The organism is Schumannella sp. GW821-FHT10F01 (assembly GCF_058809295.1).
On sequence record NZ_JBXASM010000014.1, the window covers coordinates 20,994 to 35,816 of the forward strand.

The window sequence follows — 14,823 nt, forward strand, 5'->3', positions numbered from 1 at the left end:
CTCCTCTGCTCGGCCGGTGCGTGTCAAGAAAACCGGACACGGGGACGGTAGCGCCGGACGGCGATCCATGTCAAGGAAACCGGACATCGGCGCCGGAGCGCGATCGCGGAATCCCGGCACGACCGGGCCATCCGCATCGGGCACCGGGACCTCAGGACGATGTCGGCGGGCCTGTGGAGAATGTGGACAAGTCGGTGGACTTATCCACATTCTGTGGACGACACGCCCACTACATGTTGGGTGCTTCCCATGTCGGACCCCCGATATATAGTGGTCGAACCGCGGGCCGGGAAGGGGAGCCCGACCGCGTCGCACCACCGTCTTCCGCCGTCTCGGCGGCGCCCTTCGGAGCGCCCAGGAGCCGGCACACATCACACCACGGGGAGCGCCCGAAGGGGCGCAGGAGGAGAGCCGACGTGCCCATCACGGTCGTCAAGCGCAACGGCGAGCGCGAGCCGTACGACGCCAACAAGATCAACCTCGCGATCGAGCACGCCGCGGCGGGTCTCGATGACAGCATCACCTGGGTCACCCAGATCGCGAGCGAGCTCGAGCTGACGCTGTTCGACGGCATCACCACCCAGCAGCTCGACGAGGCGGTGATCCAGGTCGCCCTGCAGAACGTCAAGGACGACCCGCAGTTCGACACCGTCGCCGCGCGCCTGCTGCTCAAGACCATCTACAAGCGCGTGCTCGGCGACTACGCCGACGACGCGCACCTCAAGTCGCTGCACGCGGACGGCTTCGAGGCCTACGTGCACCGCGGGGTCGACGAGGTGCTGCTCGACTCGCGCTTCACCTCCGGCATCTTCGACCTCGGCCGCCTCGCCGCCGCGATCGAGCCGAAGCGCGACGAGCTGCTGAAGTACATCGGCGTCGTCACGCTCAACAACCGCTACGGCATCAAGGCCCGCAACAACGACCCGCTCGAGACGCCCCAGTACTTCTGGATGCGCATCGCGATGGGCCTCTCGCTCAACGAGGCCGACGCCACCAGCCACGCGATCGCCTTCTACGACAAGATGTCGAAGCTCGAGTACCTCGCGGCCGGCTCGACGCTGGTCAACGCGGGCACCTCGTACCCGCAGCTCTCCAACTGCTTCGTCATGGAGATGCAGGACGACATCGAGCACATCGCCAAGAGCGTGCGCGACGTCATGTGGCTCACCAAGGGCACCGGCGGCATCGGCCTCTCGGTCACCAAGCTGCGCGCCCAGGGCTCGCCGATCCGCTCGAACAACACCATGTCGACCGGCCCGATCCCGTTCATGCACACGATCGACTCGGTGCTGCGCGCGGTCAGCCGCGGCGGCAAGAAGTTCGGCGCGCTCTGCTTCTACATGGAGAACTGGCACCTCGACTTCCCGGAGTTCCTCGACCTCCGCCAGAACTCGGGCGACCCGTACCGCCGCACCCGCACCGCGAACACCGCGGTCTGGATCAGCGACGAGTTCATGAAGCGCGTGCAGAACGGCGACGACTGGTACCTGTTCGACCCGCTCGAGGTCGCCGACCTCAACGAGCTCTACGGCAAGGAGTTCTCGGCCCGCTATGCGGAGTACGTCGGGATGGCCGAGCGCGGCGAGCTGCGGATGTTCAAGAAGATCGGCGCCCGCGAGCAGTTCAAGGAGATCCTGATCTCCCTCCAGACCACCAGCCACCCGTGGCTGACCTGGAAGGACACGATCAACAACCGCGCCCTCAACAACAACACGGGCACGATCCACCTCTCCAACCTCTGCACCGAGGTGTGCCTCCCGCAGGACGTCGACAACGTCTCGGTCTGCAACCTGGCCTCGATCAACCTGCCGCAGCACCTCGTGCGCGGCGAGGACGGCACGCTGTCGTTCGACTGGGACCGGATCGCCGAGTCGGCCCGTCTCGCGGTGCGCCAGCTCGACAACCTGCTCGACATCACGCTCTCGAGCGTGGCGGAGGCGGACTTCTCCAACCAGCAGAACCGCGCCATCGGCCTCGGTGTCATGGGCTTCACCGACGTCGTGGAGCGCCTCGGCGTCTCCTACGAGTCGAAGGAGGCCGCCGACATCATCGACGAGATCATGGAGCACGTCTCCTACGCGGCCATCGAGGAGAGCGTGAAGCTCGCCGAGGAGCGCGGCGCGTACCCGAACTTCGCCGGCTCGCGCTGGTCTGAGGGCCTCGTGCCCTTCGACTCGATCGCGCTGACGGAGGCCGACCGCGGCACGCCGATCCAGGTCGACCGCACGACGCGCCTCGACTGGGACGCGCTGCGAGCGAAGGTCAAGGGCGGCATGCGCAACGCGACGCTCATGGCGATCGCGCCGACCGCGTCCATCGGCCTCGTCGCCGGCACCACGCCCGGCCTCGACCCGCAGTTCGCCCAGATCTTCGCCCGCGCCACCAGCAACGGCAAGTTCCTCGAGGTGAACAGCAACCTCGTCGAGACCCTCCGCGAGGCGGGCCTCTGGGAGCAGGTGCGCGAGCAGGTGCTGCGCAGCCAGGGCGACATCCAGGGCATCGCGTCCATCCCGGACTCGATCAAGGACGTCTTCAAGACGAGCTTCCAGCTCTCGCCGTACGCGTTCCTCGACGTCGCCGCCCGCGCCCAGAAGTGGGTCGACCAGGCGATCAGCCGCAACATGTACCTCGAGACCCGCGACCTCGGCGACATGATGGACATCTACTTCGGTGCGTGGGAGCGCGGCGTCAAGACGACGTACTACCTGCACATGAAGCCCCGTCACACCGCCGAGCAGTCGACGGTCAAGGTGAACAAGTCCGAGACGCTCGACGCCGGCGCGAAGTCCGACGGCCCGACGCCCGCCAAGCGCGGCTTCGGCGCGGCCAAGGCCGACTCGGTCGAGAACGCCGAGCAGCCCGTCGCGGCCGCCGCCGCGCCCGCTCGCCGCGGCTTCGGCGGGCTCGGGAAGTAGGGGAGGAGGCGACATGGACGACATCGACGGCTACGACATCCCGATGGATCCGATGGACCTGCTCCAGTGCGACTCCTGCCAGTAGGCGCAGAGTCCCTCCCGATCACCTCACGTACGAACTAGGACTGAAGACATGGCCATTCTCGGAACCGGAATCAAGGAGGGCCTCCTCCTCAAGCCCGTCACCTACAAGTGGGCGATGGACCTCTACGACCAGGCGGTGGCGAACACCTGGTTCCCGAACGAGATCCAGCTCGGCGAGGACATCGCCGACTTCAAGAAGATGACGGAGGAGGAGCGCCACGCGATCACGTTCCTCATGAGCTACTTCAACCCGAACGAGCTCCTGGTGAACAAGGCGCTGGCCTTCGGCGTCTACCCCTACGTCAACGCGCCCGAGGCGCACCTCTACCTCGCGAAGCAGATGTGGGAGGAGGCGAACCACTGCATGTCGTTCGAGTACGTGCTCGAGACGTTCCCGATCGACCGCAACGAGGCCTACAACTCCCACATCGAGGTGCCCTCGATGGCGCGCAAGGAGGAGTTCGAGGTCAACTTCATCCGCCGGATGACGGAGCAGACCCTCGACATCACGACGACCGAGGGCAAGCAGGACTTCGTGCGCAACCTGGTCGCGTACAACGTCATCCTCGAGGGCATCTGGTTCTACTCGGGCTTCATGGTGGCGCTGTCGTTCCGCCAGCGGAACCTGCTGCGCAACTTCGGCTCGCTGATGGACTGGGTGGTGCGCGACGAGTCGCTGCACCTGAAGTTCGGCATCAACCTGATCCTCACGGTGCTGGAGGAGAACCCCGACCTGCAGACCGAGGAGTTCGCCGCCGAGATCAAGCAGATGATCGTCGACGCCGTGGAGATGGAGGAGCAGTACAACCGCGACCTCCTGCCGAACGGCATCCTCGGCCTCAACGCGAACTACATCAACCAGTACGTGAAGTACCTGGCCGACCGCCGGCTCGAGGAGCTCGGGTTCGACCCGGAGTACAACGTCACCAACCCCGCGAAGTGGATGGCGACCGCGAACGACACGCTCCAGCTCGTCAACTTCTTCGAGTCGACGAACACGTCGTACGAGTCGAACGCCTCGGCCGGGTCCGCCACGCGCAGCTGAGTCCCGCTAGGGCAGCAGCGCGCGCACCGCGTCCTTCTCCGGCTCGGAGAGGGTGCGGTTGCGCAGGCGATACCGCACCGCACGCTCGAGCGCCGCACCCGGATCGACCCCGGATGCGGCGCTCAGTGCATCCAGGAGGTCGCCGAGTCCGCCGCCGAGCAGCTGCGCCGCCCGCGGATCGCTGCGGAGGATGACGGCCGTCACGGCCACGTCGAGCGCGCGGTCGCCGACCCGCGCGTTCTCCCAGTCGAGCAGCACCGGTCCGTCGGGGCCGAGCAGCACGTTCTCCGGGTGCAGGTCGAGATGCACGAGCGCCACGACGCCCGGCACCGCGGCCGGTTCGACAGCGAGCCCGTCCGGCGGCGGCACGGCGTCGAGCCGCGCGTGCAGCTCGCCGAGCACGCGGCCGACGCCGGCCGCGTCGAGTGTGCCTTCCGCGAGCGCGCCGACGAGGCTCGGACCCCGCACGAGCTCCATGGCGAGGTCCGGTCCGTCGACGCCGCGCACATCGGGCACCGGGAGCCCCGCGTCGCGGAGGTGGCGCAGGAGCGCGGCCATCGGCGCCGCATCCCAGCCGGCCGGACCGCGCCGCACGACGGTGCGCTCGTCGACGACCACCACGTCCGCGACCCGGCCGCGTCCGACGACGTCGCCCGGCCGCGGCCGCCGCTCAGTCGAAGCGCACCTCGAGGCGGGCCACCAGGCCGCCTCGCCAGGTGATCACCAGCTCGCCGGTGCCGCTACGGTGCCAGGCGAAGCGGGCGAGGTCGACGCCCGGCGCGACCTCCTCGGCCGAGAGCACCGACATCCCGTCGTCGGGCGGGTCGGCGAGGTAGGCGGCGAGGATCGCCTCGCGCCCCTCGAACGGCCCGATCGGCACGTCCGCGAAGTCGAGGTGCGCGTCGGCGGTGAACCACTGCGCGAACGCGGCCCAGTCGTGCGAGCGCACCGCCTCGTCGAAGCGGGCGACGTGCGCCTCCGCCCGCAGCCGGGCTCCCTCGTCGGTCACGCGGCACCACCTCCCGGTCGCGACGAGACGATACGCCGACACGCGCAGCCGGGCCAGGGCCGGCACCTATCGGGATCGGGGGTCGATGTGAGTAAGATATCCTCATGAACGAAGGAACCGAGGTCGATCTGTCCGAGCTCCGCGGGCTCGCCTCATCGCTCTCCACCGCATCCGGCGACATCAGCGAGACCCTCCTGCGGCTCCGGGGCGACGTCTCCCTGCTGCTCGGGGGCTGGACCGGCGAGGCGGCGGACGCCTTCGACGAGGCCTACCAGGGGTGGACGAGCGGCATGACCGACCTGCAGGGCGATCTGGACAGCTTCGTCACCACGGTCTACGACGTCGCCGACACGTACGAGGCGGCCGACGAGGCCGTCGTCGAGCGGTGCGGGTGAGGCGGCCGTGAGCGACGACACCGAGGGCTCGTTCGATGAGCTCCGCGCACGGGGCCACGCGCTGCAGGCTCGAGGACTCGAGCTCCAGGCCGAGGGGCAGGAGCTGCAGGCCGAGCTGAACGCGCTGTTCGACATCCCCGAGAGCGGTCCGATCGAGGCGGTCTTCGACAGCGAGGGCCTCCTGATCGACCTGACCGCGCAGCCCTCCGCCGCCGATCTCGACGGCGAGGAGCTGATCCGCGAGGTGAACCTCGCCGTGATGCGCACGGCAGGCGTGCTGCCGGCCGTGCTCGGCGGGCGCCCCGATTCGACGGACCCGGGCAGCATCCTGCAGTTCCTCTCGCAGACCCCCGACGCGCCGGCGGCCACGGAGCCGCAGCCGGTCACCAACGCGCAGCGCACGGTCACCGTGACGACGCTCTCCGGCACGATCGTCGGCATCGAGGCCGACGAGTCGTGGGCCGAGTCGTCGTCGGTGTCGGCCGTGCTGCGCGACATCGTCGCGACCGCCCAGGAGGCGGCGCGAGCCACCGACACCACCGGCCGCTTCGGCGCCGACGGAAGGAGCTGACATGGCCGACGGCTACACGTGGAAGCCGGACGCGTTCGCGAACGACATCGGGCTCTGGACCGGCTGGGTGGGCGACCTCACCGCGATCCGCGAGGGCGTCCCGACCGACATCGAGTCGACCGCGTTCGGCGGCCTCGGCGGCGAGAAGGTCTACGCCGCGTTCGTGAAGGCCTGCGGCACCCTCGAGGACTACGTCGAGGGCGGCGAGAAGGTGTTCGACGGCATCGCCACGACCCTCCAGGCGGTCGACGACCTGTACGAGAAGGCGGAGCAGTCCGCCGCCGATGCCGTGGAGACCGCGGCCAAGGAGCTGGAGACGGCATGAACGTCGAGACGATCCGCAGCATCATCTACGGCATCTGCGACAAGGCGGACTCCGCCCTGGACGGCACGCTCTCGGCGGCGCCGCACATCATCAGGACGATCCTCGACAACAACCCGATCACGAAGCACGTGCCCGGGTTCCTCAAGGACAAGTTCGTCGACCTGCTGATGAAGTACATCCGCAAGTTCGCCGAGCACGTGCGCGACGTCATCGCCTACTTCCGCGACATCGCCCGCCGCCTCCCGAGCCCCGACAAGCTCCGCGCCGGCGCGACCGCCCTCGCCGACAAGGTGCGCAATCCCGCGCACACGCTCGGCACGACCGGGATCGACACGGACGAGCTGAAAGCGCTCCGCACGGAGAACTGGGACTCCTCCGGCCGCGACTCGTACGAGCGCGCCGTCGGCAAGCAGCCGCCGGCGCTGAAGGAGATCGAGACCTTCTCGACCGCGCTCGAGACGCTGCTGAAGAACATGGCGGACGCGTGGGAGGACTACTTCGACAAGATCCGCGACCTCTGCCTCGACGCGCTCGCCGTGGTGCTCGGCCTCGCCGTCGCGATCGCCACCGCGGTCGAGACGTTCGGCGTGGGCGCGGTGCTCGGCATCATCGCCTCGATCGTCGCGATCGTGAAGTTCGTGGTCGACTTCATCGACATGTTCAACGACCAGTCGGACGCGGCGCAGAAGGCGATCGACGACCTCGCGGACGCCACCGCGATCGGCAGCTGGCCCGAGACCTCGTTCGCCGGCGCCTGATCGGCTCCGCCGACCCGCGTCCTCAGGGGCGCGGGTCGGTGCTGCGCGGACCGGACTCGAACGGGCCCGCTGCCTCATCGAGCCGGGCGCGCAGCTCGTCGGGCAGCTCGAGCTCGACGGCGTCCATCGCAGCCTCGAGCTGCTCCGGCTTGCTGCCGCCGAGGATCGGCCGGATCGACGGGCGGCGCGTCAGCAGCCAGGCGAGCACGACCTGGCCGCGGCCGACGCCGAGCTCGTCCGCGACGGCGGCCAGCTCCGCGAGCTGACGGTCCGCGCGGGGTCCGCGGTACGCCGCCGGGATCGGCTTGGCCGGGTTGTCGTAGGCGCCGCCGAGCAGGGGCGTGTACGACCACACCTCGAGGCCCTCGACCTCGGCGTAGTCGGCCTGCTCGTCGTCCATGACGCCGAACCGGTGGTCGGTGACCGTCGTGCCCGGCTCGGGCCGGAGGTAGGTGCGGTGCAGCTGCAGCGCGTCGATCGACGTCGCGCCGACGGCGCGTGAGCGCGCTCGCGAGCGCTCGACGAGCCACGACGGGTGGTTCGAGGCGCCCACGCGCGTCGCCAGTCCGGCGCCCGTGAGCTCGGCGAGGGCGTCCGTCGTCTCCTCGATCGGCACCGTCCGGTCCTCGGCGTGCAGCCAGAGGAGGTCGACGGCGTCGACGCCGAGCCGCTCGAGCGATCCCGCGACCGCGTCGGCGATCGCGGAGCGGGAGAGCCCGGTGCGGGAGGCCGGGTAGTCGCCCGGGACCCGCGGCTCCGCCCCGATCTTCGTCGCGATCCGCACCCGGTCGCGCGCGCCGGGGCGGGCGGCGAGCCAGCGCCCGAGCATCCGCTCGCTGTCGCCGCCGTGCCCGTCGGCGCTCGCCCAGAACGCGTAGCAGTCGGCGGTGTCGATCCACTCGCCGCCTCGCTCGACGAAGCGGTCGAGCAGGGCGAACGAGGTGGACTCGTCGATGGCGGAGCCGAACATCATGGCGCCGAGCACCAGGGGAGAGGTCATGGCTCCACCGTCGCGGCGGATCGGGTCGTGGTCAAGCGCGGATCAGCCCCGGGCCAGCTCGAGCTGGACGACCGCCCAGCTCAGCGCCGGCAGCTCGGTGCGGAGCGCGCCGTCGGCGATCTCGGCGTGGAGCGCCACGAGGCCGACCGGCTGCGACTGCTCGGTGTTCGAGGTGTGGCGGTCGCCGCCCTCGGGCACCGTCAGCACCTCGGCCCCGATCACCCGCGCGCCGGCGAAGCCGTGGAGGGCCACGTCGATCTGCGCGGCCTCGTCGAGCGAGCGGTTCGCGATGAAGAGCGCGGCGCGGCCGGTCTCCTCGTCCCAGGTGGCCGCGACGTCGACGGCGTCCACGCCGCCGAACTTCGCCGTCTCGATGCGGTCGGAGTCGACCGCGGTGCGCAGGATGCGGCCGCGGGCGAGCGCCGACATCCGCGCGAAGGGCCAGAAGCTGCTCTGGCGCCAGGCCGGGCCGCCCTCCTCGCTGCGGATCGGGGCGATCACGTTGACGAGCTGGGCCTGGTTCGCGATCTTCACGCGGTCGCCGTGGCGCAGCAGCGAGTGCAGGAAGGTGCCGACCACGACCGCGTCGGTCACGGAGTACTCGTCCTCGATGAGCCGGGGGTGCTCGCGCCAGGTGCGGCCGACGTTGTGCGGCTGGTCGTCGGCGTCGTTGTCGTGCTGGTACCAGACGTTCCACTCGTCGAACGAGATGTCGACCTGCTTGGTGTGCTTGCCGGCGGCCTTCACCGCGTCGATCGTCGACACGACGCCGTCGATGAACGCGTCCATGTCGACGGCCTCGGCGAGGAAGCTCGCGGCGTCGCCGTCCGACTCCTGGTAGTAGGCGTGCATCGAGATGTAGTCGATCTCGTCGTAGGCGTGCGTGAGCACCGTGTGCTCCCAGCTGCCGAACGTCGGCATCTGGCGGTTCGAGGAGCCGACCGCGACGAGCTCGATCGAGCCGTCGACGAACTTCATCGCCTTCGCGGACTCCTGGGCGAGGCGCCCGTACTCGGCGGCCGTCTTGTGGCCGATCTGCCACGGGCCGTCGAGCTCGTTGCCGAGGCACCACAGCTTGATGTCGAAGGGCTCCTTGGCGCCGTTCGCGATGCGCCGGTCCGACAGCGCGGTGCCGCCCGGGTGGTTCGCGTACTCGACGAGCTCGCGGGCGGCGTCGACGCCGCGGGTGCCGAGGTTGACGGCCTCCATGATCTCGACGTCGGCCTGCTTCGCCCAGGAGGCGAACTCGTGCAGGCCGAAGGCGTTGGTCTCCACGGTGTGCCAGGCGCCGTCGAGGCGGCGGGGGCGGTCGGCGACCGGGCCGACGCCGTCCTCCCAGTTGTACCCGGAGACGAAGTTGCCGCCCGGGTACCGCACCACCGTCGGGCCCATCTCCTTGACGAGCTCGAGCACGTCCTGTCGGAAGCCCTGCTCGTCGGCCGTCGCGTGACCCGGCTCGAAGATGCCGGTGTAGACGCAGCGGCCCATGTGCTCCACGAAGGAGCCGAACAGGCGGCGGGGCACGTCCGCGACGGTGAAGTCGCGGTCGAGGGTGATGCGGGCGCGGGGCATGGGGCTCCTCGGGGATCGGGTCACGTCATCGTGATCGACGTCACTTTACATCGATGTAAGCGGCCGGGCGAGACTGCTCTCCCGCACGACGATCTCGTGCGGGATGACGCGGCGCCGCGGCGCGGCCGCGCGGTCGATCAGCCGGTCCTCGAGCAGGTCGAGGGCGGCGCGCACGTAGGCCGTGTGATCGAACCGGACCGTCGTCAGCGGCGGCGTGGCGAACCGCGAGTCGAACACGTCGTCGAACCCGGCGAGCAGCACGTCGTCCGGCACGCGCAGGCCGCGCGACCAGAGCGCGCTGAGGGCACCGAGCGCGAGCGAGTCGGTGAAGCAGAAGAGGGCATCCGGTCGGGCGCGCTCGAGCAGGGCGGCGGCCGCCTCCTCGCCGCCCTCCGTCGTCCAGGGGCGGGCCGGCGCGAGCAGCGCGGGGTCGAGCGGGAGGCCGGCATCCGCCAGCGCTCGCAGGTAGCCGTCCGTCCGGGCCTGCGCAGTCGCCGTGTCGAACGCGTCGCCCGGTGCGCCGACGGCCGCGATGCGCCGCGCGCCCTGGGCGATGAGGTGGGCGGTCATGTCGTACGCGGCCTGCGGGCTGTCGATGCTGACGTGATCGGTGCGGTGCTGCAGCACCTCGCCGAGGAGCACGACCGGCGGCAGGGCGTCGCTGTGCTCGACGGCGGAGTCCTCGAGCGTGACCGGATTCAGCACGATGCCGTCGATCTGATGCCGGCGGGCCTTCGCGAGCAGCTCGTGCTCGCGCTCCGGATCCTGCATCGTCTCCTCGATCTGCACGGCGAGGCCGCGGCGGTGCGCCTCCTGCACGAAGAGCTGCGTCAGCACGGCCGAGAACGCCGTGCTGAGATCGGGCAGCGCGAGTGCGATGACCCCGGAGCGCCCGTTGCGGAGGCTGCGCGCGCTGAGATTCGGCACGTAGTCGAGCTGGGCCATGGCCGCCTCGACCCGGTCGCGGGTCGCCGGCGCCACGGACGTCGTGCCGGTGAGCACATTCGACACGGTCTTCGGGGAGACGCCCGCGAGCGCGGCGACGTCCTTCACCGTGGGCCGAGCCGATCTCATGGTGAGGAAGCCTAGGACCCGCCCGGCGACAGCGCCTTGCGCACGCGCGCCACCGACACCGGACCCGCCGCGCCGAGGTGCTGCGCGAACAGGCTGAGCCGCAGCTCCTCGAGCATCCAGCGCACCTCCACGAGCCGCGGGTCGGCGTCGCGCTGGAGCGGCAGCGTGCCGCCGGCCTCGCGATACAGCGTCAGCGCCTGCTCCACCTCGGTCTGCCAGGTGCGGTCGCGCCCGAGGTTGTCCGCCATCCGCTCGACGCGGTGCACGATCCCGGCGAGGTAGACCGGCAGCCGGCGCAGCCGCTCGGCGCCGTCGACCGCGAGGAATCCCGGATGCACAAGCGCATCGAGCTGGGCGCGCGCGTCGCCGAGCGGGCCCATGAGCGCGAGCGAGGAGGCGGACGAGATCACCTTGTCCGCCGTGCGGGCCGCGGTGAGCACCGCCGCGGCGGCGGCCACGATGCGGAACACGCGCTCGAGCAGTCCGGCGGACACCTCGTCGCGGAGCGCCTCGAACGCGACCCGGGTGCGCGGTGCGCGGCCGGCGACCACCTCGTCGATCGCCGCGGCCAGCGCGTCGTCGAGCAGCGCGGCCGTCGAACGGTACGGGCTCGCGGCGAGCGCCAGCTTCTCGGGCCCGGTCAGGTGCTCCTGCACGTACGAGGCCGGGTTCGGCGTGGCCAGCGCGAGCAGCCGACGCAGGCCGTCGCGGTGCGCCGCACGGGCCTCCGCGGCCGTGGCGTGGAGCTCGACGCCGACGGTCGCCCCCTCGTCCACGAGCGCCGGATAGGCGCGGATCGTGTTGCCGCCCTGCCGCACGTCGACCACCTCAGGCAGCTCGTCCGGCTCGAAGGCCGTCAGCCCGGTGCGCTCGAGATCGCTCCGCGGCGCGGAGGCCGCGGTCGCCACGCTCGTGCGGGCGCGATCGGCGAGGCCGGCCTGCAGCTCGTCCAGGCGCTTCGAGGTGCCGACCCGGCGGCCGCGCTCGTCGACCGCGGCGAACGTGACGCGGAGGTGGTCGGGCAGCCGATCCGGCTCGAAGTCCGTCGGCGCGACAGGCGTGCCGGTGTCGCGGCGGATCTGCTCCGCCAGCCGCTCGACGAGCCGGCCGTCCGGCGCCGCGGGCAGCTCGGCGAGCAGCCGGCGCGCCCAGTCGCCGGCCGGCACCACGCTGCGGCGGATGCCTTTCGGCAGCGTGCGCAGCAGCGCGGTGACGAGCTCCTCGCGCATCCCCGGCACGAGCCAGTCCAGACCCCCGGCGTCGACGCGGGGCAGCAGCGCGAGCGGCACCTCGACCGTGACGCCGTCGTCCGCGGCGCCGGGCTCGAAGCGGTAGCCGAGCCTGAGCCGCTGATCGTCGCTGTGCCACTCGGTCGGGTACGACGAGTCGTCGGCTCCGTCGCCGTCGCGCAGCAGGTCCTCGCGGCGCATCGTGAGGAGCTCCGGCTGCTCGCGGCGCGCCACGCGCCACCAGCCCTCGAAGTCGCGGACGGTGCCGACCTCCTCGGGCAGCCGGGCGTCGTAGAAGTCGACGACCGCCTCGTCGGCGACGAGGATGTCGCGGCGGCGCGTGCGCTCCTCGACCTCCTCGAGCTCGCGGCGCAGCGTCCGGTTCGCGCGGTCGAAGTCGTACAGCCGGTCGCGGGCGACCTCCTGCGGCCACTCCCCGCCCACGAACGCGTGCCGGATGAGCAGCTCGCGCGCCTGCGGCCGGTCGATCCGCGCGAACTGGGTGCGGCGCCGCGCCACGATCGGCACGCCGAAGAGGGTGACCCGCTCCAGCACCACTGCGGCGCCCTGGCGCTGCTCCCAATGCGGCTCCGAGTAGCTGCGCTTCGCCAGGTCGCCGGCGAGCGGCTCGGCCCAGGCGGGATCGATCGCGCCGACCGTGCGGGCGAAGAGGCGGCTCGTCTCGACGAGCTCGGCGGCCATCACCGCCTGCGGCGGCCGCTTGGCGAGCGCCGACCCGGGGAACACGACGAAGCGCTGCCCGCGGCTGCCGAGGAACTCAGCCCCGCGGCGGCGCTGATCGGCGGCGGCGGCGTCCCGACCGCCCTGGCGCCCGCGCTGCGCCTCCCGGCCGCCGGTCGTCCGGTCGTCGCGGATGCCGATGCGGCTGAGCAGCCCCGCCAGCAGGCTCCGGTGGATGGCGTCCGCGACGATGCCGGGGGTGGTGCCATCTGCACCGATGCTGCGCATCGGTGCGAGTGCGTCTGCACGTTCTGCCGCACTCGTGACATTCCGCCGCGGTCGTCGTCCGGGCGCCGGGGCGGCGTCCGCTGCGCCGTCACCACGCCGGGCGCCGCCCCGATCGAGCCGTTTCAGCGCGCGCTCGAGCTGCCGCACCAGGTCCTGCCACTCGCGCACCCGCAGGTAGTTGAGGTGCTCGGCCCGGCACATCCGCCGGAAGGCGCTGCCAGAGCGCTCCCGCTGCTCGCGCTCGAGGTGCCGCCACAGGTTCAGCAGCGTCACGAAGTCGCTCGTCGGGTCGGTGAAGCGGGCGTGCGACGCGTCCGCCTCGCCCCGGCGCTCGAGCGGGCGCTCCCGCGGGTCCTGGATCGTGAGCCCCGCCACGATCGCCGTGACCTCCTCGAGCACGCCCTGGCGGCGGGCCTCCAGCAGCATCCGTCCGAAGCGCGGATCGACCGGCAGCCGCGACAGGTCCCGCCCGGCCCGCGTGATGCGCCGGTGCCCGGTCGTGCGGTCGAGCTCGACGGCGCCGAGCTCGACGAGCAGGTCGACGCCGTCGCGGATGCCGCGGGCGTCCGGCGGCTGCAGGAACGGGAAGCCCTCGAGATCGCCGAGCCCGAGCGCGAGCATCTGCAGCAGCACGGCCGCGAGGTTGGTGCGCAGGATCTCCGGGTCGGTGAACTCGGGGCGCCGGTCGAAGTCGGCCTCCGAGTAGAGACGGATGGCGATGCCATCGCTCGTGCGGCCGGCGCGGCCGGACCGCTGGCGGGCGCTCGCCTGGCTGATCGGCTCGATCGGCAGCCGCTGCACCTTCGCGCGCGACGAGTACCGGCTGATGCGCGCGGTGCCGACGTCGATCACCGACCGGATGCCGGGCACCGTCAGGCTCGTCTCGGCCACGTTCGTCGCGAGGATCACCCGGCGTCGCGTGCCGGCCGCCGGTCGCGAGAACACCCGGTGCTGGTCGGCCGCGCTGAGCCGGCCGAACAGCGGCAGCACCTCGGTGGCGCGCCAGACGGCCGTGGGCGCCGCGGCGATCCGGCCGCGGAGGGCGTCCTCGGCATCCCGGATCTCCGTCTCTCCGCTGAGGAACACGAGCACGTCGCCGTCCTGCTCGCCCGCGAGCTCGTCGAGCGCGTCGAGGATGCCCTGGGTCTGGTCGCGGCCGCCGCGCACCGGGCGGGCGTCGTCGTCGTCCGGATCGCGTGGGCCGCTCCGGGCGGTGGCGGCGTCGCCGCCCGCACCGGCCTCCGGCTCGTCGTCGACGAGCGGACGCCAGCGCACCTCCACCGGATAGGTGCGGCCCGACACCTCCACGATCGGCACCTCGCGGCCGGTCGCCTCGGCGAAGTGCCGCGCGAAGCGCTCCGGGTCGATGGTCGCGCTCGTGATCACGACCTTGAGGTCGCGCCGGCGGGGGAGCAGGCGGGTCAGCCAGCCGATGAGGAAGTCGATGGTGAGGCTGCGCTCGTGCGCCTCGTCGATGATGATCGCGTCGTACCGGGCCAGGTCGCGGTCGTTCGTGATCTCCGCGAGCAGCACGCCGTCGGTCATCACCTTGACCCGGGTCGCCGCCGAGGAGTGGTCGGTGAAGCGAACCTGGTAGCCGACGACCCCGCCGAGCTCGACGCCGAGCTCCTCCGAGAGCCGCTCCGCCACGGCCCGGGCCGCGATCCGGCGGGGCTGCGTGTGCGCGATGCGCTCGCGGCCGAGCTCGAGCAGCATCTTCGGCAGCTGGGTCGTCTTGCCGGATCCGGTCTCGCCGGCGACCACGACCACCTGGTGCTCGCCGAGCACGCGCAGCAGCTCGTCGCGCCGGGCGCTGACCGGCAGCTCGGGCGGATACGTGATCTCGAAGGGTGTCGTCATGGCAGCCTTCCATCGTA

At 71.4% G+C, this 14,823-nt stretch carries 12 protein-coding genes; 6 read left to right on the forward strand and 6 right to left on the reverse strand.

Annotation, left to right across the window (positions count from 1 at the left end):
- Positions 1-416 precede the first annotated feature (416 nt).
- Both AC1RSJ_RS14435 and AC1RSJ_RS14440 read left to right on the forward strand, forming a co-directional pair.
- Positions 417-2,915: a ribonucleoside-diphosphate reductase subunit alpha gene (locus tag AC1RSJ_RS14435; RefSeq protein WP_493119129.1), complete on the forward strand. Its 2,499-nt coding sequence runs from the start codon at positions 417-419 to the stop codon at positions 2,913-2,915.
- Positions 2,916-3,048: 133 nt separating this feature from the next.
- Positions 3,049-4,044 carry a ribonucleotide-diphosphate reductase subunit beta gene (locus AC1RSJ_RS14440; protein WP_493119130.1) on the forward strand — a complete coding sequence of 332 codons (996 nt, stop codon included), beginning with the start codon at positions 3,049-3,051 and terminating at the stop codon, positions 4,042-4,044.
- A 6-nt stretch (positions 4,045-4,050) separates the two neighbouring features.
- On the opposite strand, the gene AC1RSJ_RS14445 is transcribed toward AC1RSJ_RS14440, so the two are convergent.
- Entirely contained in the window at positions 4,051-4,665 is a 615-nt protein-coding gene (locus tag AC1RSJ_RS14445) for a phosphotransferase (RefSeq protein WP_493119131.1), read from the reverse strand.
- Between the two features lie 49 nt (positions 4,666-4,714).
- A complete protein-coding gene (locus AC1RSJ_RS14450; RefSeq protein ID WP_493119132.1) occupies positions 4,715-5,053 on the reverse strand; it encodes a nuclear transport factor 2 family protein in 339 nt (112 codons plus the stop codon).
- A gap of 104 nt (positions 5,054-5,157) precedes the next feature.
- On the opposite strand from AC1RSJ_RS14450, the gene AC1RSJ_RS14455 reads away from it, so the two are divergent.
- Genes AC1RSJ_RS14455 through AC1RSJ_RS14470 form a run of 4 tightly spaced genes read left to right on the forward strand, consistent with a single transcriptional unit; the run spans position 5,158 to position 7,102 of the window.
- On the forward strand, positions 5,158-5,448 hold the full coding sequence (locus AC1RSJ_RS14455) for a WXG100 family type VII secretion target (RefSeq protein ID WP_493119133.1): 291 nt from the start codon (positions 5,158-5,160) through the stop codon (positions 5,446-5,448).
- 7 nt (positions 5,449-5,455) lie between these two features.
- Complete coding sequence (locus tag AC1RSJ_RS14460; RefSeq protein ID WP_493119134.1) at positions 5,456-6,019, forward strand: hypothetical protein; 564 nt, start codon at positions 5,456-5,458, stop codon at positions 6,017-6,019.
- 1 nt (position 6,020) lies between these two features.
- Positions 6,021-6,344, forward strand: a complete 324-nt coding sequence (locus AC1RSJ_RS14465) for a hypothetical protein (protein WP_493119135.1) — start codon at positions 6,021-6,023, stop codon at positions 6,342-6,344.
- Positions 6,341-7,102, forward strand: coding sequence for a hypothetical protein (locus AC1RSJ_RS14470; protein ID WP_493119136.1), 762 nt, complete (start codon positions 6,341-6,343; stop codon positions 7,100-7,102). The genes AC1RSJ_RS14465 and AC1RSJ_RS14470 overlap by 4 nt, the downstream gene beginning before the upstream one ends.
- 22 nt (positions 7,103-7,124) lie before the next feature.
- Here the strand turns inward: AC1RSJ_RS14470 and AC1RSJ_RS14475 are convergent, their stop codons facing one another.
- From AC1RSJ_RS14475 to hrpA, 4 genes are read right to left on the reverse strand one after another with little or no spacing between them, the layout of a single operon-like run.
- Positions 7,125-8,102, reverse strand: coding sequence for an aldo/keto reductase (locus AC1RSJ_RS14475; RefSeq protein ID WP_493119137.1), 978 nt, complete (start codon positions 8,100-8,102; stop codon positions 7,125-7,127).
- A 42-nt stretch (positions 8,103-8,144) separates the two neighbouring features.
- The gene (gene arfA / locus AC1RSJ_RS14480) at positions 8,145-9,674 is read right to left on the reverse strand and encodes an arabinosylfuranosidase ArfA (protein ID WP_493119138.1); all 1,530 of its coding nucleotides are present in this window, start codon (positions 9,672-9,674) and stop codon (positions 8,145-8,147) included.
- A gap of 45 nt (positions 9,675-9,719) precedes the next feature.
- Positions 9,720-10,748 carry a LacI family DNA-binding transcriptional regulator gene (locus AC1RSJ_RS14485; RefSeq protein ID WP_493119139.1) on the reverse strand — a complete coding sequence of 343 codons (1,029 nt, stop codon included), beginning with the start codon at positions 10,746-10,748 and terminating at the stop codon, positions 9,720-9,722.
- 11 nt (positions 10,749-10,759) lie between these two features.
- Positions 10,760-14,806, reverse strand: coding sequence for an ATP-dependent RNA helicase HrpA (hrpA, locus tag AC1RSJ_RS14490; protein WP_493119140.1), 4,047 nt, complete (start codon positions 14,804-14,806; stop codon positions 10,760-10,762).
- Between the last annotated feature and the right edge of the window lie 17 nt (positions 14,807-14,823).